A 19466-nucleotide genomic window follows, 5' to 3' on the forward strand; every position below is an offset into this window, starting at 1 on the left:
CGGCTGGAACAACACATTGCCTATCTGAAGGGTGAAATTCGAGCGCTGGAACAGGAGATCGCACAGCAGGCAGCAGCTTTGCCTGATGATCGTGTCAAACAGCTCACGCAAGTCAAAGGAATTGGTCTGATTACTGCCGGAAAGCTGATGGCCTTGCTGCCAGAGCTGGGTCAGGTGGATAAGAAGGAAATTGCCGCCTTGGTCGGTGTTGCGCCATTCAATCAGGACAGCGGCAAGCAGTCGGGCAAGCGTTCAATCTGGGGTGGGCGCTCACAAGTCAGGCGGGCGCTCTATATGGCCTGTTGGGTGGTGATCCGGCATAACAAAGACTTCAGCGAGCGTTACAACGCGCTGCGAGCGCAGGGGAAATGCGCGAAGGTAGCAGTGGTGGCGTGCATGCGGGTATTGATAGTGCGGCTGAACGCGATGCTCAAGACTGGAACGCCCTGGCAGGAACAGGTAGTTCACTCATAGGATCCAGCCTTGCTGGCGATGCCTGACAGCGTCGGGCTCGGGGCGCTACGCGCCCCATCGCTGGCAAGGCCAGCTTCCATAAGAAGACAGTTGCTCCCACAGTGAAATCACAGCCCTTGCGGGCAGCGCTGTACCTGTGGGAGCCGGCTTGCCGGCGATGGGCCGCAGCGCGGCCCTGATGGCTTAGAAGGTCGCCTTGACCTGCAGGCCAACCACCAGCGCGTTGTCGATGTCCTTCCCGGAGAACGCCCCTGGCTCGATGATGTACTGCACATCCGGGCGCAGGTTCAGCCACGGCGTGGCCTGGTAGCCATAGCTCAGTTCGATCAGCTGCTCGGCATTGTCGATGTTGGGGAACTGCTGCCCGGCATTGAATGCAGCGTCTTCCAGCACATCACGGCTACGCGGGTTCGGCACGGCGCGGCCATAGCCCAGGGCCACGGTATCGCGCGGGCGGCCTTCGAACGGCTTGTACAGCACCACACCAGCGCCATACCACTTGGTGAACGGCGAGGCGGCCTCGCTCGATGCCGAGTATTGGCCAAAGGCGTGCAGGCTGCGGCCTGGCGAACCGGCGTCGTTCCATACTGCCTGGTCGACCAGCAGGTAATGGCCACCGCGACCGGACACTTCCTTGGTGCTGTCGACGCGCTTCACGTCGGAGCTGTCGTAGTAGTAACCCAGCTTGTATTCACCCGGCAGTTCGCCCTGCAGCTTGTAAACCAGCTCCACGGGTACCACGGTACCGGTAGTGTGCTTGGGCCCCAGGTGCCAGGCTCGGCTGGAGTTGCCATTGCTTTGCGGGTCGACGTTGAACGCCGCCACACGCAGCTGCCAGGATGGTGACAGGTCGTACTTCACGCGCACGCCGAGGTGGGCGTTGGGGTAGTTGGTCCAGCCGCTGCCGCCAGACATGTTCAGCGGGTGGCCGCAGAAGCCGGCGTTCATGAAGTTGCACAGGATGCCGCTGTCCAGGCCGCCGAGGTCGTTGCCCATGGCCATGTAGCCGAGCTTGACGTTGAGTGCCGGGGTGAACAGGGTGCGCTCGTAGCTCAGTTCGGTCAGGCGGGTGTACAGGCCACCGTAGTTTTCCTGGATCGGCAGGCGGTTGCCGACCAGGTCTTCCGAGGCGCTGTTGCCGCGGCGGTCGTTGATGGTCAACTGGACCTTGCCGCCGTTTTCCAGGCCGTACAGCTTCGACAGGTCGAACTGTGCGCCGAGCTTGATGTTCTGCGAATAGCGCGCCGAGCGGTGCAAACCGCCGTGGGCGTTGTAGGCGGTTTCACCGCTGTAGTCGCCGGTGATCTTGACGCCGTCTTCCTCGAGCTGGTGACGCAGCCCGCCCCAGTCACCGGTCATGGTGCTGCGGTTCAGCAGGTCGGCGTCGGCCAGGGCAGACGTGCTGGCCAGGGCCAGTAGCAGGGTTGGGGTAATGCGGATAGCGGATGGCATTGCTGTGTCTCGTGTTGTTTTCGGGGGCCATTCGCGAACAAGCCCGCTCTCACAGGGATCAGGAGAGAACCTGTGGGAGCGGGCTAGCCCGCGAATGCAGCGACGCGGTCTTACGGCAGTGCGTAAGAAATCACATAGTCGCCACGATCAGTCGACTGGCGTGCACCGCCAGCGGTGATCACCACGTATTGCTTGCCGGTTTTCGGCGAAACGTAGGTCATCGGGCCGCCCTGGCTGCCCACAGGCAGGCGGGCTTTCCAGATTTCGTTACCGTTGCTGCTGTCGTAGGCGCGCAGGTAGAAGTCCTGGGTGCCGGCGATGAAGACCAGGCCGCCTTGGGTCGACAGGGTGCCGCCGAGGGTCGGCAGGCCGATCTTGATTGGCAGATGCATGCGGATGCCCAGGGGACCGGTGTCTTCCACGGTGCCGACCGGTACCTGCCAGGCGATCTGGCGCGACTTCATGTCGATGGCGGTCAGGGTACCGAATGGCGGGGCCTGGCAGGGAATGCCGGCAACCGACAGGAAGCGGTTCTTGTTCACCGCGTACGGGGTGCCCTTGAGCGGCACGGCGCCCATGCCGGTGTTCAGCGCTTCGCCACCGGATGCGGCGTCACCTTTGTTCTGCGACGGGATCATCTGGATCCACAGGCCCAGGCGCATGTCGTTTACGAAGATGAAACCATGTACCGGGTCGGTGGAGATGCTCCCCCAGTTCATGCCACCCAGCGAACCTGGGAAACTCAGCGACAGGTCGGTACCCGGCGCGGTGTACAGGCCGTCGTAGCGCATCTTCTTGAAGTCGATACGGCACAGCAGCTGGTCATACGGAGTGGCACCCCACATGTCCGATTCGCTCAGGGTTTGCGCGCCGATCTGCGGCATGCCTACCGATTTGGGCTGGGTTGGGGAGTACGGCTCGTTGGGGATGTTGCTTGGCTTGACCGGTACTTCGTCGACCTGGGTCAGCGGTTTGCCGGTGGCACGGTCGAGTACGTAGATCTGCCCGGCCTTGGTGCCGATCACCACCGCAGGCACGGACTTGCCGTCGTCCTTGGTGAAGTCGATCAGGCTTGGCTGCATGGGCAGGTCGAAGTCCCAGAGGTCGTTGTGCACGGTCTGGAAGACCCACTTCTGGTTGCCGGTGGTGGCATCCAGGGCCAGTACGGACGCGCCGTAGGTGTGGTCCAGCTTGTTGCGTTCAACGCCATAGATGTCGGTGGACGACGAGCCCATTGGCAGGAACACGGTGTTCATCGCCGGGTCGTACGACATCGGTGCCCAGCTGTTCGGGGTGCTGCGCACGTAGGTGCTGTCACCTTCTGGCGCCTTGCGGTCTTCCGGGTTGCCCGGGTCGAAGGCCCAGCGCATTTCACCGGTGATCACGTCGAAACCACGGATCACGCCGCCAGGCATGTCGGTCTGGACGTTGTCGGCGACGCGGCCGCCAACCACAACGGTGGTACCGGCCATCAACGGTGCGGAAGACAGCTGGTAGTAGGAGTCCGGCACGTCACCCAGGCCGGCCATCAGGTTGACCTGGCCGTTGTTGCCGAAGCCCTGGCAGAACTCGCCGTTGTCGGCGTCGACGGCAATCAGGCGGCCGTCGATGGTGTTGGTCAGCAGGCGGCGCTGGCAGTTGGCACCGGGCGCGACACTACCGCCGGTGATCGGCGAGCTGTTCGGCTGGGTCGGCTGGGCGATCGCGGCAGTGGCGTCGAAGTAGGCCATGCCACGGCAACGCTGCCAGACCTTGGACTGGGCGTTGATCGCGTTCTTCCACAGCTCTTTGCCGGTGTCGGCGTCGAGGGCGATCAGGTTGTTGTGCGGGGTGCAGATGAACACCTTGTTGCCGATCTGCAGCGGGGTCAGCTGGTCTTCGGCACCGTTGCCGTCACTGATGGCGACGTCACCGGTGTGGTAGGTCCAGGCCACCTTGAGCTTGTTTACGTTGTCCCGGTTGATCTGGTCCAGCGCGGCGAAGCGGCTGCCACCCTCGGTGTTGCCGTAGTGGGCCCAGTCTTTCTGCTCCTTGCCGGTTTCTACCGGGGTCATGCCCGGGCCTTTGCCGGTAGGGGCAACGCTTGGGTGGGCGACGAACATGTTGCCAGCGGCGATCACCAGCACCACGGCTAGCACGCCGGCGATGCCGTAGGCACCGCGGCCGGCGCTGGCGCCATTGGCGCGAGCCAGCATCGGGTAGACCAGCGCCACCACCATGCCGATCGCGGCGAACATGAACAGGCGCGAGAACAGCGGCCAGAACACCAGGCCAGCGTCGATCAGCGCCCAGATCGCGGTACCGACCAGAAACGCCGCATACAGCCAGGCGCCGGCCTGCTTGCGACGGGCGATGAGAATACCGGCGATGGCCATGGCCAGGCCGCCGATCAGGAAGTACCAGGAACCGCCCAGCCCGGCGAGCTTGACGCCGCCAGCAGCCAGGAGGAGGCCAAGCAGGGCGACGATTACGCCCAAACCGACCAGGATGATGTTTGTGGCGCCAGAGGCGCGCGGTGTTTCGTTCATGCCAGGGATCTCAGCAGGTGGAATGTGCGCAGTTTAAGCCCTTAGCTTGCTAATTAACAAGTTAGTACATAATTTTATGAGACTGATTGTCGCAGGGCTGAACTTGCGAAGATGTGGCAAAAAGTTTAGATCATGCGCCAAAAAATGCAGTGAACAGGGTGCTTGAGCGGCATGTGAATGTGACGGCTTAGACTTTTGTAGCATGAACGAAGGGTGTTTCAATGGCTCGGCCATGGAGTGCCGATGCCATAAAACACTGCAAGCCAGATGGTCGGCTGCCCCTGGGCAGTCCATTCCACGCGGTGCCGGCAACGCGCAGGGATGTCCAGGCAATCGCCAGGCACCAGCAGGCGGGTGTAGGCCTCATGCTCAAGACGGAGCCCCGCGCTGCCGGCCAGCAACATGATCCATTCGCCTTCGGCCTGGTCGTACCAGTAGCCGGGCGGGCTCGCCTGACCGCAGGAAACAATACGTTCCACGCGCAAGCCAGGGCGCTGCAGAAGTGCATCGACCCGCTCGCCAGCGGCAGGGTCGCAATGGGGCAGGGCATGGAGCAGATTGCTGATGGTCATGGGCTGTTCTCGCGCCGGTGGAGGTATTTCCACTATGGACCTGATCGCTCTGCTGTGCGCTTCTTGACCCGCCTTGTGGATTGTAGGAGTGTTCTGAAATCTAAAACTGGAGTGCCTATGGACAAGCTCCTGGCGATGAAGATGTTTACCGCGACAGTCGATGCCCAGGGCTTTTCCGCGGCGGCGCGCAGGCTCGGCGTGGCTACGTCGTCGGTGACGCGCCTGGTCGATGCACTGGAGGCGGAACTCGGCAGCACCTTGCTCAACCGCTCCACGCGCCAGGTCAGCCTGACCGAAGCGGGTGCACGTTATTATGCGCGGGCAAGGGACATCTTCGACGCGCTGGAAGAAGCCGATGCCAGCGTCGCCGACCGTGGTGATGAGCCGGTCGGCGTGCTGCGCTTGTGCCTCCCGGTGGAGTTCGGTCGCCGTGTGATTGCGCCGCACCTGGGTACATTCCTGGCAAGGCACCCCTCATTGGAGCTGGACATCGACATGAGCGATCGGCTCGATGACTTGCTCGACGGCCGCTACGATCTGTCCATTCGCCTGGGCGATCCGCAACCGAACGACGAACTGGTGTGCCGGCAACTCGGCCGCTTCCAGCGCTGGCTGGTGGCAAGCCCGGATTACCTGGCCCGACGTGGTGGACTGCTGCACCCCGAGCAGTTGCTGCAGCATGCCTGCCTGCGTTTTCGCTACGGGCAGAAGGCGCGCGCCTGGCGCCTGCAACGCGCTCATGAGGTGCTGGAGCTGGAAGTGAGTGGGCCGTTGCGCAGCGCCAACGCCGACCTGTTGCGTGAAACAGCGCTGGCCGGCAGCGGTATCGCCTTGCTGGCCGACTGGCTGGTGCGTGAAGAGGTCGCCGCCGGGCGGCTGCAACGGCTGCTCGCGGACTGGCAAGTCAGCCCGGGCAATGCCAACGACAGCATCAATGCCTTGTACTTGCCGAACCACCGTGGCTCAAGGCGGGTCAACGCCTTCATCGGTTTTTGCGAAGGCCTGCTCAAGCCCTGATCCCTGCCGTTGCGCCTGGCGCAAAGCCCCGTTGCGCCAAGGCCGGATTCTCTCACCGGCAAGCGCCCGGTAAGGTGCCCGGCATACACCAACCCGATGCCGAGGTACCTCGCATGAATTCCTCCCTTGCCGCTGCCCAGCCAGCCCATGCCGGCCTCAGCCGTGCGTTGGTCGCGCTGCTGGCGTTCTGCTGTGGCGCGATTGTCGCCAATATCTATTATGCGCAGCCCATCGTCGGGCTGATCGCCCCGGACCTGGGCCTGTCCACCGAGCGTGCCAGCCTTATCGTGTCGCTGACCCAGCTGGGCTACGCGCTGGGCTTGCTGCTGTTGGTGCCGCTGGCCGACCTGGTGGAAAACCGCCGCTTGATGATCATCACCGCCGTGCTGGCCTGCGTCAGTCTGTTGCTGGCGGGGACCAGCAGCAGCGGCCAGGGGCAACTGTTCCTGGGCTATGCCTTGCTGATCGGTTTCAGCTCGGTGGCCGTGCAGATGCTCATTCCATTGGCCGCGCACCTTGCGCCCGAGCAACAGCGCGGGCGGGTGGTAGGCAACATCATGGGTGGCCTGTTGCTGGGCATTCTGCTGGCGCGGCCGTTGTCGAGCCTGGTCGCCGACCACTTTGGCTGGCGCACGGTGTTCATTGGCGCTGCCGGGTTGATGTTGGCCATCATCCTGTTGCTGGCGTTCACGCTGCCACGCCGGGTGCCTGAGCACAAGGCGAGTTATGCCGGGCTGATGCTGTCGTTGGTTGCGCTACTGTGCCAATACCCGGTGCTGCGTCAGCGCTCGCTGTACCAGGCGTTGATGTTCGCAGCGTTCAGCCTCTACTGGACCGCGGTGCCGTTGGCCTTGGCCACCGAGCATGGCCTGTCGCAAAGTCAGATCGCCTTGTTTGCCTTGGTCGGCGCGGTGGGCGCCATCGCTGCGCCCATGGCGGGCCGCCTGGCCGACGCCGGTCATGCCCGTGCCGGTTCCTTGTTGGCGCTGGTGTTGGCGCCGGTGGCACTGCTGATGGGGTTGACCACGCCCGGCTATAGCGTGATTGGGCTGGGGCTGACCGGCGTGCTGTTGGACTTTGCGGTGCAGATGAACATGGTCATCGGCCAGCGAGAGGTGTATGCACTGGACCCGGCCAGCCGCGGGCGGCTGAATGCGCTGTACATGACCAGCATCTTCCTGGGCGGGGCAGCGGGGTCGGCGGTGGCCAGTGCGGTGTTCGCCCAACAGGGCTGGCAGGGGGTGGCGCTGGTAGGGGCGGCATTGCCGGGCATGGCGCTGGTGGTCTTCCTGTGGGTGTCGCGGCGCGCTTGAGAGGGAGCGCTCAGCGCCCCTTTCGCCGGCAAGCCGGCTCCCACAGGAAGGCGGCAGCTGGCTTGCCAGCGATGGGGCTACCAGTGTCACCGGCCCAAGGGCAAGGCCACGCCAATCAAAGCGAACAGGCTGCCGCAGCAACGGTTGAAGCCTTTGCCGCCCTTGGCCAGCCATGGCCGGATACGAAACGCCAGGCGCGCCAGCAGGTATTCGACCACGCATTCCACGCTGGCAAAGGTCGCAGCCATCATCACGAACTGCACCAACAGCCCCCGCTGCGGATCGATGAACTGCGGCAGGAAGGCACCGTAGAACAGCAGTACCTTGGGGTTGGCGATGGCAGACAGCAGGCCCTGACGGAACATCCCCAGGTTGCTCAGGCGTGCAGCGCGCTCGGTCATCTCCAGATGCAGAGCAGGGCTGCGCCAGAGCTGAATGCCCAGCCACACCAGATAGGCGCCGCCCACCCACTTGAGCACAGTCAGCACCGAGGCTGATGTCTGCAGCAGTGCCGTCAGCCCGAACATCGCCAGGGCAATCAGGGCACTGAAGCCGAACACCCCGCCGAAGATGGTGAACAGCGTGCGGCGCGCGCCATACCGTGCGCCGTGGGTCATGGCGAGCAGGCTGTTCGGGCCTGGCGTCAACGACAGGCCGATGCTCGCCAGCAGGTAGATGAACCAGGTATCCAGAGCCATGATGTGTGCCTTCGGTATTCACGAGCGGCCAGTCTATGCGACGGCGCTGCAAGTGAAGGGTATGATCTGGACATTCAATGGTGTTTTCTGGACCTGTTTCGAATGCCCCCTGATATCCGCCTGCTGATCCTGCCGTTGCCGGATTTCGCCTTGCTGCCGTTCGGTGCGTTTCTTGACAAGCTGCGCTTCAGCGCAGACGACGAGGACTACAGCCAGCAGCGCTACTGCAGCTGGACCCTGGCCAGCCTCAGCGGCGAGCCGGTGCCGTCGAGCAGTGGCGCGGTGATGCAGGTGCAGGCCACTACCGAACAGCTGCAGTGGGATGACTACGACTACCTGGTGCTGTTCGGCAGCCGCAATGCCGAAGCCACCGCCGCATTGGCGCCCCATTACAAGCGCATGCTCAAGCGTGCAGCCAAGGCGGGGGTGAAACTGGTCGCCATCGACAACGCCGCCTTCTTGCTGGCCGCCTGCGGGCTGCTGGACGGCCACAAGGTCGTGGTGCACTGGCGCCATGAGGCAGAGTTCCGGGCATGTTTCCCGCACCTGCAAGTGCTGCGTGAGCAGTTGTACTGCATGGATGGCGCGCGCATCACCTGCGCCGGTGGCACGGCAGCCATCGACCTGGCGGTGGAACTGCTGGCGCGCACCTGTGGGCGCGCCCGGGCACTCAAGGGCCTGGCCGACATGCTTGTCGACGAATCGCGTGACAGTCGCCATGCCCTGCGTTCGCTGGAAAATGTTGCGGGGCAGGGGCGCCAGGTGCAGCGCGCGCTGGCGCTGATGCGCCATCACCTGGGGGCACAGTGGTCGATCGAACAGCTGGCTGCGGAGCTGGGCATCAGCCGGCGTCAGCTGGATCGTCAGTTTCAGGCCAGCCACGGCATGAGCGCCAAGGCCTGGTGGCTGGAAATGCGCCTGCAGCAGGCACGCTGGCGATTGCTCAACTCCAGCCACAGCCTGGCGCAGATCGCCGATGAGGTTGGGTTGGGGGATGCCAGTTACCTGGGCAAGTGTGTACGCCGGCGGTTTGGCTGCACGGCGCTAGCGTTGCGCAAAAGTACTTCGCACACCGTGTAGGAGCGGCCTTGCGTCGCGAAAGGGTCGCGTAGCGGCCCCGGCGATATCAGTTGCAACGCTGAAGCCCTGGGGCCGCTACGCGACCCTTTCGCGACGCAAGGCCGCTCCTACAGGGTCATTGCGGTGTGCCGAACAAGCCGGTCCAGTAGATGCCCGCATCGCTCTTCGGGTCCACCGCATAGGCCGCGCCCATCTCGCGGAAATCTGCGTTCATCAAGGTAGCGCAGTGCCCGGGGCTGTCCAGCCAGCCATCCACCACCTTCTGCGCCGTGTCACGGCCGGCAGCGATGTTTTCGCCAATCTGCCGATACAGATAACCAGCCAGCTCTGCCCGGTCACCAGGCGTGCGCCCGTCCTTGTCGATATGGTCGAAGAAGTTCTGGTTGGCCATCGCCCGCGTGTGGTTCGCCGCCACGCCCGCCAGTGCGGTGCTCCAGCTCAACGCCGGCGCTGCGGGGAATGGCTGGCCACCGCACTGGTGGGGGGCCTTGCGCGCGCTGTTGATGGCCTGCAGCAACTTCTGCCCTTCGGCCTGCCAGTCGCCCAGGCGCCCGCTGAGCAGGGGCCGGGCAAGCACGATGCGCCAGTCGCGGCCTTCCTGGCTGACGCCGATATCGACGAACTGCGGGTCGAGCACCACCTGGCAGAAGCTCTCTTTGATGGCATTCATGGCCGCGTTCGCATCACGCGGGCCAGACAAACTGATGGCCTGGACGTTGACCATCGGGTAGGCCGCACGGCTCATGGCCTGCTGCAGGTCGCGTGTACCTTCCGGCGACAGTGCCAGGCGCGTATCGCTGTTGAGCGGCGGCAGTTCCACCGACACCTCGTCGCCGCAGCGCTGGGCCTGGCTGCGGTAGGTATTGATCGAAGCGATCAGCTGCGCCTCTTCGCCGGTGACGGCCAGGGCTCCGGTTGACATGACCAGGCCCAGCGACAAGGCGGCAACGGTTGACACGACGCGCATGTGGATCTCCCTGTGACTGGCAGCGTCTTGGTATGCGCTGCTCATCCTACACAAGCGCAAGGCTTTTGGCCCAGTCTCGTGCAAAGCAAAGGAAACGCCAGCAATGACTTGCTGGCGGCAAAAGAGGGAGTAGACCGGTGAGCGCCAGAAAAGTGCGATGGCGTGTCAACGCGCCAGTGCCTGGTTCGGTTTGTAGAACAGAAAGTGCCGGGTTTCGGCCGTCTTGCGATAAGCCTTGGCCCAGTCCGGATGCACGTTGCGATCATGGAAATACAGCGCGCCCCCGGTCGGGTCCTTGAGCTGCTGGTTCAATGCCTTGCGCGCGATTTCCTTGGCCACGTCGTACCGCTGCGCTTCCTCGACCTGGTCGGGGCGCCCGTCACACCACCAGGAGAACTGGCAGGCCTTGGTCTCCACACCCTGCTTGACCACGCCGCAAATGGTGTCGGGGAAGCCATCGTGGCCTAGCCGGTTGAGTACCACGCTGGCCACCGCGGTCATGTCCTGGGCATCGGCGCCCTTGGCTTCCCAATAGATGGTACGAGCCAGGCAGGTGATGCTGTCGTCCATCGGCGCCTGGCCTGCCGGGTCCACCGCCTGCACCTCGCCTGAGGTGATGGTTTCCGTTCTTTTCGGCGGCGGGGCATCCTCCACCACCTTTTTCTCCAGCTTTTCTGCCTTGTCTTCGGCCACTGCGGCCTTGGCGCTGTCGGCGGCATGTAACGGGCCTGCAAGCAGGGTCGAGGTCAAGGCGATCACCATCCACGAGAGGCGCATGGTCGAGCTTCCGAAGTGTGGGCTGAATCACAGTCTAGCCAAGCGGCTTCACTTCAGCGCAAGCATTAGCACCAAAGGCAAGGTCACGGCGGCCAACACGGTTTGCAAGGCGATGATGGTGGCCATCAGCGGCGCGTTGCCGCCCATCTGCCGCGCCATGACGTAAGACGACGAAGCGGTCGGCAGGGCCTGAAACAGCACCGCCACTACCGCTGCCTGGCCACCCAGCCCAAGCAGGCGACACAGGCCCCAGGTGGTCAGCGGCATGACCAGGAACTTGAAGGCCGATGCCGCCAGCAGTGGCCGCACGTGCTGGCCGAGGCTGGCGCCGCCGAGGGCGGCACCCACGCACAGCAGGCCCAGGGGCAGGGCGGCCTGGCCCAGCGCTTTGACCGTTGGCTCCAGGCCTGCTGGCAGCCCCAGGCCAGTGACCCGCAGCAACAGGCCACCGGCGCAGCCGACAATCAGCGGGTTGGCGAAAATGGCCCGCAACACGGTGGCTGGCGCGCTGTGGCGCGCGCTGAAACGGGCGAACACCAGCACGCAAAGCAGATTGACCAAGGGCACGATGGCGGCGTTGGCCACGGCTGCCAGGGCAATCCCGGCGCTGCCGTAGATACCGGCGGCGAGGGTGGCGCCGATGTAGTTGTTGAAGCGCACGCCGCCCTGGAACACCGAGGTGAAGTCGGCGCCCTCGTGGTTCACCGCACCCTGATAGAGCACCAGCAGCACGGCACCCAGCAAGGTCGAAAGCATCAGGACGCCGACCATGCCCAGCACCGGCACGCCATCGAGGTCGGCCGTGGCCAGGCCATGCAGGAACAACGAGGGCAGCAGCACGTAGTAGCTCAGGCGTTCGGCACCAGGCCAGAACGACTCGGCAAGGAAACCACGGATGCGCAGGAAGGTGCCCAGGGCGATCAGCAGGATGATGGGTACCAAGGTGGTCAGCAGCAGGTGGAGCATGGGTGTGATTCCGTGGTCGGGTACGGGCACAGGTTAGCGCGGCTGACTGGTTGGGAAAAACGTTGAATTCTGCAGTGACTGTTGAGAAAAACTGTACGTTCAGGCCTCCATGGCGGTCTTCAGGACGGCAGTCAGGTGCCGCCGCTGGCTCTTTTCATGTTCCAGCAACACCACCCGCCGCACCAGTTGCGGCTCGCCAAATGGCAGGCAGGTCGCCGCTGGCAAGCGCTGCAGGTCGTCATCGGCCATGGGAATGATCGCCACCCCCAAGCCCATCACGGCCATGCGCGCCAGCGCTTCCTGGCTGTCCAGCTCCATCTGTTCGCTGACCTGCAGATGTTGGCGGCGCAGCTCCTGCTCGATCTGCCGCCCGGCCCAGGCACGCTTGTCGAAGCGCAGGAATGGCTGGCTGGCCAGAAGCTGCGGCAGGCTCTGGCCTGCCAGGTCGGGGCTGGCGATTGCCCAGAAGCGGTCTTCGAACAGGGGCGTGAAGCCCAGGCTCTGTGGGTAGGGGCTGACCGGTTCCGTGGTGATCGCCGCATCCAGCTCGCCATCTTCGACGCGCCGTGCAAGCTCGGCAGACATCCCGGAGTTGACGCTGATGTGCAGTTCCGGGTGATGAGCCTTGATCCATACCAGGGCCTTGGGCAGGCGTCGGGCCAGTACGGTGTGAATCGCCCCCAGGCGTAGCCGGCCACGCAGGCTCGCGCCGCTGGCCATGGCATCGGCCAGTTCGTCGTAGGCGGCCAGGATGTGCTCGGCCCGCGCCACTGCCAGTTGCCCGGCCTCGGTCAGCACCACCTGACGGCGGCTGCGGTCGAACAGCGCGACCTTCAGTTCGTCTTCAAGGGTCTTGATGTGCAGGCTCACGGCTGAAGGGGTAAGGCTGAGCAGGTCGGCGGCACGGGCGAACGTGCCGTGGCGGGCGATGGTCACCAGGGTGCGCAGGGCTTTGAGGGACACGCGAACGGGCTCCGGGCGGCAAGGGAAGTGTTTCAGTCTGTGGCTGGATGGAATGCCTGGCAAGCTGCACAGTCTGATAAGTCACGTGGGTACGAAACCCGCCTATTCCAAGCCATGGAGAAACGACATGAAAGCAGTAGTCTTCACCGCTTTGCTGGCCTCGGCCGGTCTCGCCCAGGCCGCGCAGACGGTGGAACTGAAGCTGGCCGGGGCGGATGGCCCTGGCAAGTCGATCGGTACCATCAGCATTGAGCAGAACACGTACGGCACCGTGCTTACCCCCGACCTCAAGGACCTGCCGCCGGGCGTGCATGGTTTCCACCTGCACCAGAAGGGTTCCTGTGCAGCGGCAGAGGAAAACGGGAAACCGGTGCCAGCGGGCGCGGCGGGTGGGCACTGGGACCCGGATTCCACCAATGCACACAAAGGCCCCTATGACGACAGCGGCCACCGCGGCGATTTGCCGGCACTGTATGTCGGTGCCGACGGCAAGGCCACTTACCCGGTATTGGCACCCCGCCTCAAGGCTACCGACTTCAAAGGCCATGCACTGATGGTGCATGCCGGTGGCGACAACCACAGCGACCACCCCGAGAAGCTCGGTGGTGGCGGCGCCCGTGTGGCCTGCGGTGTGGTTCAGTGAAGCGCGACAGGGCCAGGCAGTGGAGCAGCTGGCCCCCCCGAGGTTGCCTTCCAGTTGCCTGATCTGCGTGCTTACCGCCGCTTGGGTCACGCCCAGCTCGCGGGCTGCCAGGGTGACACTGTTGTAGGGCTGCTCAGGGCTGGCGCTCGGCTACTGCACGCAATGTACGCAGGGTCACCACCGGGGCGTCGACGACGAAGCGGTTGGCCAGCCAGCCCGGCACGTCCCCGGCAGGGTCCGCCTGCAACTGGTAGGTCACCTCGGTTTCCCGCTCGCCGAGTGGCTTCATGATCCATTCGCCCGACAGGTGCTGCACGCGGATCAACCCTGGCTCTTCGGGCAAGCGGCCCGGCTCGGCGCTCAGGTGCCGCACCAGGGTGCCGTCATCCAGGCGCTCGGTGCGGACCTTGAGAATGACGTCGCGCGGCAGGGTCGGCCACGGCAGGTTGGTGGTCAGGTAAACCCAGGTGCTGTCGCCATCCACGTCCAGCAAGCGCATCTGCTCGCAGGCGTACAGCCATTTGCACGCAACCCGCAGGTTCTCCTGCAGGTCGGTGAGGGTACGCACGCTGGCTTTCATGGTGCTGACGCCGCGAAACTGCTGGTAGGGCGAGTCGGCCACCCCCCTGAGGTACACGCGGATGCCCTCGCGATCGTAGGCGATCTTCCAGTTGTCGGCCGCCAGGCTGGCGGTGCAGACAAGCAGTATGGCAAGTATCAGGCAGCGGTTCATGGTGAGTACCGCGCGACGGGTCCGGGCTGTTCAGTATGCGCGGCAAACAAAAAGCCCGCCAGGTGGCGGGCTTTCGGGCATCAGCCTGAACTCAACGCTGTGGGTTGAGGGTCAGGTGAACGTGACGGTTGACGTCCTTGTACAGCAGGTAGCTGAACTTGCCTGGGCCACCGGCGTAGCAGGCCTGCGGGCAGAAGGCGCGCAGCCACATGAAGTCGCCGGCTTCCACTTCGACCCAGTCCTGGTTCAGGCGGTACACCGCCTTGCCTTCCAGCACATACAGGCCGTGTTCCATGACGTGGGTTTCAGCGAACGGAATTACGCCGCCCGGCTGGAAGGTGACGATGTTGACGTGCATGTCGTGACGCATGTCGGCCATGTCGACGAAGCGGGTGGTGACCCAGCGGCCTTCGGTGCCTGGCATTTCGATGACGGTGGCGTTGTCGCGGTGGGTGACGAACGACTCAGGTACGGCCAGGCCTTCGACTTTCTGGTAGTGCTTGCGCAGCCAGTGGAAGGTGACGTTGGCCTTGCTGTTGTTGCGCAGGCTCCACTCGGCGCCCGGGGCCAGGAAGGCATAGCCGCCTGGGGTCAGGGTGTGGTGCTTGCCTTCGACGGTGATGTCCAGTTCGCCTTCGACGATGAACACCACGGCTTCGGCGTTCGGGTCCAGCTCAGGGCGCTCGCTGCCGCCTTCCGGGGCCACTTCGACGATGTACTGCGAGAAGGTTTCGGCAAAACCGGTCAGCGGGCGGGCGATGACCCACATGCGCATCTTGTCCCAGAACGGCAAGTGGCTGGTGACGATGTCACGCATCACGCCTTTAGGAATGACGGCATAGGCTTCGGTGAACATGGCACGGTCAGTCAACAGCTCGGTCTGAGCTGGGTGCCCACCGTGGGGGGCGAAGTAGGAGTGGTTCGACATGAGCGGTCTCGACTTGTTGTTCTCTCCCCGTGCCTTGGACCACACCGGCCGGTGCGTGCAGGGGATGTGCGGACAGCATAGGGGGCAGCCCGCGTCATCCACAAATTAAATGTTGAAATACTCGACATTCAGCTACTGAATGCGAACCTTACGCCCTGCATGGGCCTCGGGCAGCCGGTCGCCTTGGCCGAACAGCTTGTGCCGCAAGGTGCCGTCGGTGTAAGCCAGTGGGTAGCGGCCGCGGCGCTGCAGTTCCGGAACCAGCAGCTCCACGACGTTGGCCAGGTCGTCTGGTTGCACGGCGTAGGTGAGGTTGAAACCATCGATGCCGGTCTGGTCGAGCCAGTGTTCCAGTTGGTCGGCAACCTCGCTGGGCGAGCCGACCAGCACCGGGCCACGCCCGCCCAGGCCGACGAATTCGGCGGCTTCGCGCACGGTCCAGCGGCGGTTCGGGTCGGCGGCGGTGAAGGCGGCCAGGGCGGCACGGCCAGCATCGTTCTCGACATACTCGATGGGTGCATCCGGGTCGAGGCCGGCGAAGTCGATGCCGGTCCAGCCCGAAAGCAGGGCGAGGGCGGCGTCCAGGTCGACGTAGCGGCGGTATTCGGCAAAGCGCGCCTGGGCCGCTTGCGTGGTCGGCGCAACGATCAGCAGCGCCTGGGCATAGATCAGCACCTCGTCACGGCCTCGCCCGGCCACCTCGCTGGCCTGGCGGATGCCGTCGGCGTAGCGGCGCAGCACCGTGGGCGTCGGGCCACTGATGAACACGCATTCGGCATGCCGGGCGGCGAACTGCTGGCCACGTGCCGAGGCGCCGGCCTGGAACAGTACCGGGGTGCGCTGTGGCGAAGGCTGGCACAGGTGCATGCCGGGCACCTGGAAGTGTTCGCCGGCATGGCGGATGGCGTGCACTTTCGAGGGTTCGATGTAACGGCCGGTTTCGCGTTCCAGTTGCACGGCATCGTCTTCCCAGCTCTGCTCCCAGAGCTTGTACAGCACTTCCAGGTATTCCTCGGCCAGGTCATAGCGTTGGTCATGGCCCAGCTGGCGGGCCAGGCCCAGGTTGCGCGCGGCGCTGTCGAGGTAGCCGGTGACGATGTTCCAGCCGACCCGGCCATTGCTCAGGTGGTCGAGCGTTGACATGCGCCGGGCGAATGGATAAGGGTGTTCGTAGGTCAGCGAAAAGGTCACGCCGAACCCCAGGTGCTCGGTGACCCCGGCCATGGCCGGCACCAGCAGCAGGGGGTCGTTGACCGGTACCTGCACGCCGCCGCGCAGGGCGGCTTGCGGGCCACCCTGGTAGACGTCGTAGATACCCAGCACGTCGGCGATGAACAGCGCATCGAACAGCCCGCGTTCCAGCAGGCGGGCGAGGTCGGTCCAGTAGCCCAGGCGGTTGAACGCCACGCTGGTGTTGCGCGGGTGGCGCCACAGCCCCGGGGACTGGTGGCTGGCGGCGTTCATGCTGAACGCGTTGAAACGGATGTGGCGGGGCATTGCCTTCACTCCCTGGTCACGGCAATACAGAAGCCGGGTAGATCGCATCGGCCACCTGGACCTTGTGCGGGATCAGGCCCAGGCCTTGGAAGGTATCGGCCAGTTTCTGTTGCTCGGCGACAATCTGCGGGGTGATGGCCACGGCGTTGTAGTTGCGCCGCTCGCTGGCCACTTCCAGGACGTTGGCGTTGATGCCCAGTTGCGGTGCCAGCAGTGCGGCGACTTCCGCGGGCTTGGCGTTGGCCCACTGGCTGACCTTGCCCAGTTCACCGAAGAAGGTCTTGAGCAGGTCGCGGTGCTGGTCGGCGAAGGCTGCAGTGGACAGGTAGAAGGTGCGGTTGTTGGACAGGCCGCTGCCATCGCGCAGGTTCTTCAGGCCCGGCTGGCTTTCGGCCGCAGCGAGGAACGGGTCCCACAGGGTCACGGCCTGCACGCTGCCTGATTGCAGGGCGGCGACGGCATCTGCGGCGTTGTTGACATAGGCCGGGGTGATGTCCTGATAGCTCAGGCCGGCTTGTTCCAGGGCCACCGCCAGCAGGTATTGTGCGTTCCAGCCGCGGCCGGTGGCCACGCGCTTGCCTTTGAGGTCCTGCACTGTAGTGAGATGGTCCTGCTCGCGCACCACCAGGCCGATGCCGCGTGGGTAGGGTTGTTCGGCGGCCAGGTACACCACCGGCTTGCCGGCGGCCTGGGCGAATACCGATGGTGCGTCGGCAGCGTGGCCCAGGTCGATCGCGCCGGTACTCAGCGCTTCAAGCAGTTGCGGGCCGGCGGCAAATTCGTGCCAGCTGACTTTCACGCCTTGAGGCGCCAGCGCTTTTTCCAGCTCGCCGCTGCCCTTGAGGATGTTGATGCTGTTGAACTTCTGATAGCCGATGCGCAGGGTCTTGGCGTCTTCGGCCAAGGCACTGGACCACGGTAGCAGGCTGCTGGCGACAGTCGCCAGGAGACCGCCTACCAGCAGGCGGCGCAGGGGAGAAAAGGGCATGGGCGTCGCTCCTTGAACGGGGTGGGAAACGGTGTCCCCAGCCTAAGGAGGTGGCGTTTGGCTTTCAATTTTTTAATTCCATTTTGTTAGATTGTTTTGTTCTTTTTATATCCTTTTGTGTTTGCCCCAACTGTTGACGAATTTTTCACATCCTCTTGTTAGGATTCGGGCCAACCTTGAGGAGCCCCGTACATGCCCATCCTGCGCCGGCGCAGCACCCGTATCGCCCTGACTGCTACCACCGGCCTGATTGCCGCGACCTTGGGCTTTTTCGCCTGGCAGTCGTTTTACCCGGTGCAGGCCGCCAGTGGCTGGCGTGTCGAGGTGCTGCACCGTGACCTGGCCAAAGCCGCTTCGTTGCTGCCCCAGGCCGACGGCAGCCTGCTGGTCAGCCGCGAACTGGATGACGGCAAAGGCAGTATTCTCAAGATTACCGCCAGCGGCGACCGCGTGGTGCTGATCGACAACCTGTCCAAACCCGACGGCATGGCCGCGGTGCAGGGTGGCTGGGTATTCAGCCAGGAAGGCGGCCGTGCACCGGTGAGCCTGTCGCGCGATGGCCAGCTCACCCGCCTGTTCGACGGGGACAGCGTGCAGGGGCTGTGGAACGATGGCGATCATCTGTATGCCATCGAAGACCGCAAGGGCAATGGGCGCCTGATGCGCTATGACTGGGCCAGCGGCCAGCTCGACGTGCTGCGCTCCGGGCTGACCGAAACCGAAGGCCTGACCCGCTGCGCCGACGGCCGCCTGCTGTACACCGAGAAGGGCACCGGCATCGTGCGTGCATTGTCCGACGACGGTGAAGACCCGGTGGTGGTCCAGGGCCTGCGCCATCCCACCTTCCTGATGTGCGACCAGCGCGGCCTGTGGATCAGCGAAGACAACACCCACCGCGCCCGCCTGCTGCGTGTGGACGCCGAGGGTAAACAGCACACCGTGCTGACCTTCCTCAAGGCGCCGCAGTCGATCGTGGCGGATGGCAAAGGCGGCTACCTGCTCGCCGAGGGCGGGCGCAATCGCGTGCTGCAGCTGACCCCGCCCGCCGACGAGGCCACCGCCCAGCGCTAACTGGGCAGGCGGCGATATCGCGTGGCTGCGTGGGGCAGGGACGACCCAATAAAGGGAGCGCGCGGGCTAGGGTTGCAGCCAAGGACTACAAGATTGATGTTTCCCGTTCCGGCTTCTTCGGGGGCAACAGGTTAGCCAGCTACCAGCAGCAACGACTGCGGCCCCGGGCTCTGCGGATGCTGCGGCTCCTGCAGGCTGAGCAACCTGAACCCCGCCATGTCCAGTGCATTCAGCCAAGTGGCCAAGGTGCGGAAGTACCACGGCATTGGCCGCCAGTTGCCGGCAAACCCGGCGAACGACTCTTCGCGCCAGCCGTCCTGATAGTCACCGCCCGCCACGCTCCAGGGGTGCAGGGTCTGGATCACCAGCGCGCCACCGGGTAGCAACAGGCCCTTGATGGCCGCCAGCAACGGGATGATGTCTTGTTGCAGCAGTGCGAAATTGGCGCAGACCAGGTCATAGCCGCTGCCGATATCCACTTTACCTTCGGCCAGCTGCGCATAGCTGGCCTGGTGCACCTGAGGCGAGCCGGCAGCCCGCGCAGCCTCGACCAGCGCAGCGTCGCCATCCACGCCGGTCACCTCGATGCCGCGGTCGCTCAGCGCCCGCAGCAACCAGCCCTCGCCGCAGCCAAGGTCCAGCACCCGCTCAGGCTGGCGACCGAGAATCGCCAGCAGGATCGCCTGGTCGGTGACCTGCTGGCGGCTCTCGATGGCGCCGCCACGCACAGCGTCTATCCAGGCCTGGGCGTTGTGCTGCCAGCTGTGCAGCAGGGCGTCTTCGGGGTTGGCCATGTTGC

19 protein-coding genes and 1 pseudogene are annotated in these 19466 nt (G+C 64.5%); 6 read left to right on the plus strand and 14 right to left on the minus strand.

The features are described 5' to 3' along the window. Positions 1 to 474 (plus strand): transposase (locus tag H040_RS23305; protein ID WP_146746759.1); only part of this gene is annotated, 474 nt, incomplete at its 5' end. Positions 475 to 657: 183 nt separating this feature from the next. Here H040_RS23305 and H040_RS23310 read toward each other — a convergent pair. The 3 genes from H040_RS23310 to H040_RS23320 all read right to left on the minus strand — a co-directional run bounded on the left by H040_RS23310 (position 658) and on the right by H040_RS23320 (position 5026). Beyond that, positions 658 to 1926: a carbohydrate porin gene (locus tag H040_RS23310; protein ID WP_027918825.1), complete on the minus strand. Its 1269-nt coding sequence runs from the start codon at positions 1924 to 1926 to the stop codon at positions 658 to 660. Positions 1927 to 2036: 110 nt separating this feature from the next. Next, positions 2037 to 4454 carry a glucose/quinate/shikimate family membrane-bound PQQ-dependent dehydrogenase gene (locus tag H040_RS23315; protein WP_027918826.1) on the minus strand — a complete coding sequence of 806 codons (2418 nt, stop codon included), beginning with the start codon at positions 4452 to 4454 and terminating at the stop codon, positions 2037 to 2039. Positions 4455 to 4672: 218 nt separating this feature from the next. Then, positions 4673 to 5026, minus strand: coding sequence for a cupin (locus H040_RS23320; RefSeq protein WP_027918827.1), 354 nt, complete (start codon positions 5024 to 5026; stop codon positions 4673 to 4675). Between the two features lie 117 nt (positions 5027 to 5143). Between H040_RS23320 and H040_RS23325 the strand changes: the two genes are divergently transcribed. Together H040_RS23325 and H040_RS23330 are read left to right on the plus strand one after the other, a co-directional pair. Further along, a complete protein-coding gene (locus H040_RS23325) occupies positions 5144 to 6043 on the plus strand; it encodes a LysR family transcriptional regulator (protein ID WP_027918828.1) in 900 nt (299 codons plus the stop codon). Between the two features lie 113 nt (positions 6044 to 6156). Next, a complete protein-coding gene (locus tag H040_RS23330) occupies positions 6157 to 7356 on the plus strand; it encodes an MFS transporter (RefSeq protein WP_027918829.1) in 1200 nt (399 codons plus the stop codon). An 86-nt stretch (positions 7357 to 7442) separates the two neighbouring features. Here H040_RS23330 and H040_RS23335 read toward each other — a convergent pair whose 3' ends face one another. Continuing rightward, positions 7443 to 8054: a LysE family translocator gene (locus H040_RS23335; RefSeq protein ID WP_027918830.1), complete on the minus strand. Its 612-nt coding sequence runs from the start codon at positions 8052 to 8054 to the stop codon at positions 7443 to 7445. A gap of 102 nt (positions 8055 to 8156) precedes the next feature. Here H040_RS23335 and H040_RS23340 point away from each other — a divergent pair, with 102 nt between their 5' ends. Next, on the plus strand, positions 8157 to 9134 hold the full coding sequence (locus H040_RS23340) for a GlxA family transcriptional regulator (protein ID WP_027918831.1): 978 nt from the start codon (positions 8157 to 8159) through the stop codon (positions 9132 to 9134). A 115-nt stretch (positions 9135 to 9249) separates the two neighbouring features. Here the strand turns inward: H040_RS23340 and H040_RS23345 are convergent, their stop codons facing one another. The 4 genes from H040_RS23345 to H040_RS23360 all read right to left on the minus strand — a co-directional run bounded on the left by H040_RS23345 (position 9250) and on the right by H040_RS23360 (position 12807). After that, on the minus strand, positions 9250 to 10101 hold the full coding sequence (locus H040_RS23345) for a CAP domain-containing protein (RefSeq protein ID WP_027918832.1): 852 nt from the start codon (positions 10099 to 10101) through the stop codon (positions 9250 to 9252). A 165-nt stretch (positions 10102 to 10266) separates the two neighbouring features. Then, positions 10267 to 10878 carry a cell wall hydrolase gene (locus tag H040_RS23350; protein ID WP_027918833.1) on the minus strand — a complete coding sequence of 204 codons (612 nt, stop codon included), beginning with the start codon at positions 10876 to 10878 and terminating at the stop codon, positions 10267 to 10269. A gap of 48 nt (positions 10879 to 10926) precedes the next feature. Next, positions 10927 to 11844, minus strand: a complete 918-nt coding sequence (locus H040_RS23355) for an AEC family transporter (protein WP_027918834.1) — start codon at positions 11842 to 11844, stop codon at positions 10927 to 10929. Positions 11845 to 11943: 99 nt separating this feature from the next. Beyond that, a complete protein-coding gene (locus tag H040_RS23360; protein ID WP_027918835.1) occupies positions 11944 to 12807 on the minus strand; it encodes a LysR substrate-binding domain-containing protein in 864 nt (287 codons plus the stop codon). Positions 12808 to 12934: 127 nt separating this feature from the next. Between H040_RS23360 and sodC the strand changes: the two genes are divergently transcribed. Then, positions 12935 to 13450, plus strand: a complete 516-nt coding sequence (gene sodC / locus H040_RS23365) for a superoxide dismutase family protein (RefSeq protein WP_027918836.1) — start codon at positions 12935 to 12937, stop codon at positions 13448 to 13450. Positions 13451 to 13498: 48 nt separating this feature from the next. Here the strand turns inward: sodC and H040_RS23370 are convergent. The 5 genes and pseudogenes from H040_RS23370 to H040_RS23390 all read right to left on the minus strand — a co-directional run. Then, a pseudogene (locus H040_RS23370) lies at positions 13499 to 13561 on the minus strand (LysR family transcriptional regulator); the annotation flags it as partial. Positions 13562 to 13583: 22 nt separating this feature from the next. Next, the gene (locus H040_RS23375; protein ID WP_027918837.1) at positions 13584 to 14183 is read right to left on the minus strand and encodes an START domain-containing protein; all 600 of its coding nucleotides are present in this window, start codon (positions 14181 to 14183) and stop codon (positions 13584 to 13586) included. Between the two features lie 91 nt (positions 14184 to 14274). Continuing rightward, entirely contained in the window at positions 14275 to 15111 is an 837-nt protein-coding gene (locus tag H040_RS23380; RefSeq protein ID WP_027918838.1) for a bifunctional allantoicase/(S)-ureidoglycine aminohydrolase, read from the minus strand. A 132-nt stretch (positions 15112 to 15243) separates the two neighbouring features. Next, positions 15244 to 16608: an LLM class flavin-dependent oxidoreductase gene (locus tag H040_RS23385; protein WP_027918839.1), complete on the minus strand. Its 1365-nt coding sequence runs from the start codon at positions 16606 to 16608 to the stop codon at positions 15244 to 15246. Between the two features lie 16 nt (positions 16609 to 16624). Then, positions 16625 to 17596, minus strand: coding sequence for an aliphatic sulfonate ABC transporter substrate-binding protein (locus tag H040_RS23390; protein ID WP_027918840.1), 972 nt, complete (start codon positions 17594 to 17596; stop codon positions 16625 to 16627). A gap of 192 nt (positions 17597 to 17788) precedes the next feature. Here H040_RS23390 and H040_RS23395 point away from each other — a divergent pair, with 192 nt between their 5' ends. Then, positions 17789 to 18667: a hypothetical protein gene (locus H040_RS23395; protein WP_027918841.1), complete on the plus strand. Its 879-nt coding sequence runs from the start codon at positions 17789 to 17791 to the stop codon at positions 18665 to 18667. Positions 18668 to 18798: 131 nt separating this feature from the next. On the opposite strand, the gene H040_RS23400 is transcribed toward H040_RS23395, so the two are convergent. Next, positions 18799 to 19461 (minus strand): class I SAM-dependent methyltransferase, encoded by a 663-nt coding sequence (locus tag H040_RS23400; protein ID WP_027918842.1) that lies wholly within the window; start codon positions 19459 to 19461, stop codon positions 18799 to 18801. Positions 19462 to 19466: the final 5 nt, after the last annotated feature.

Origin of the sequence: Pseudomonas sp. URMO17WK12:I7, assembly GCF_003269045.1 — a bacterium.
Taxonomy (GTDB): Bacteria; Pseudomonadota; Gammaproteobacteria; order Pseudomonadales; family Pseudomonadaceae; genus Aquipseudomonas; species Aquipseudomonas putida_J.

Bases quoted from the DNA above. Each gene is read 5' to 3' on its own strand.
- H040_RS23380 (WP_027918838.1), bottom strand. From the start codon at position 15,111: ATGTCGAACCACTCCTACTTCGCCCCCCACGGTGGGCACCCAGCTCAG.
- H040_RS23345 (WP_027918832.1), bottom strand. From the start codon at position 10,101: ATGCGCGTCGTGTCAACCGTTGCCGCCTTGTCGCTGGGCCTGGTCATG.
- H040_RS23330 (WP_027918829.1), top strand. From the start codon at position 6,157: ATGAATTCCTCCCTTGCCGCTGCCCAGCCAGCCCATGCCGGCCTCAGC.
- H040_RS23375 (WP_027918837.1), bottom strand. From the start codon at position 14,183: ATGAACCGCTGCCTGATACTTGCCATACTGCTTGTCTGCACCGCCAGC.
- H040_RS23385 (WP_027918839.1), bottom strand. From the start codon at position 16,608: ATGCCCCGCCACATCCGTTTCAACGCGTTCAGCATGAACGCCGCCAGC.
- H040_RS23310 (WP_027918825.1), bottom strand. From the start codon at position 1,926: ATGCCATCCGCTATCCGCATTACCCCAACCCTGCTACTGGCCCTGGCC.
- H040_RS23395 (WP_027918841.1), top strand. From the start codon at position 17,789: ATGCCCATCCTGCGCCGGCGCAGCACCCGTATCGCCCTGACTGCTACC.
- H040_RS23390 (WP_027918840.1), bottom strand. From the start codon at position 17,596: ATGCCCTTTTCTCCCCTGCGCCGCCTGCTGGTAGGCGGTCTCCTGGCG.
- H040_RS23325 (WP_027918828.1), top strand. From the start codon at position 5,144: ATGGACAAGCTCCTGGCGATGAAGATGTTTACCGCGACAGTCGATGCC.
- H040_RS23355 (WP_027918834.1), bottom strand. From the start codon at position 11,844: ATGCTCCACCTGCTGCTGACCACCTTGGTACCCATCATCCTGCTGATC.
- H040_RS23315 (WP_027918826.1), bottom strand. From the start codon at position 4,454: ATGAACGAAACACCGCGCGCCTCTGGCGCCACAAACATCATCCTGGTC.
- H040_RS23340 (WP_027918831.1), top strand. From the start codon at position 8,157: ATGCCCCCTGATATCCGCCTGCTGATCCTGCCGTTGCCGGATTTCGCC.
- H040_RS23320 (WP_027918827.1), bottom strand. From the start codon at position 5,026: ATGACCATCAGCAATCTGCTCCATGCCCTGCCCCATTGCGACCCTGCC.
- sodC (WP_027918836.1), top strand. From the start codon at position 12,935: ATGAAAGCAGTAGTCTTCACCGCTTTGCTGGCCTCGGCCGGTCTCGCC.
- H040_RS23350 (WP_027918833.1), bottom strand. From the start codon at position 10,878: ATGCGCCTCTCGTGGATGGTGATCGCCTTGACCTCGACCCTGCTTGCA.
- H040_RS23400 (WP_027918842.1), bottom strand. From the start codon at position 19,461: ATGGCCAACCCCGAAGACGCCCTGCTGCACAGCTGGCAGCACAACGCC.
- H040_RS23335 (WP_027918830.1), bottom strand. From the start codon at position 8,054: ATGGCTCTGGATACCTGGTTCATCTACCTGCTGGCGAGCATCGGCCTG.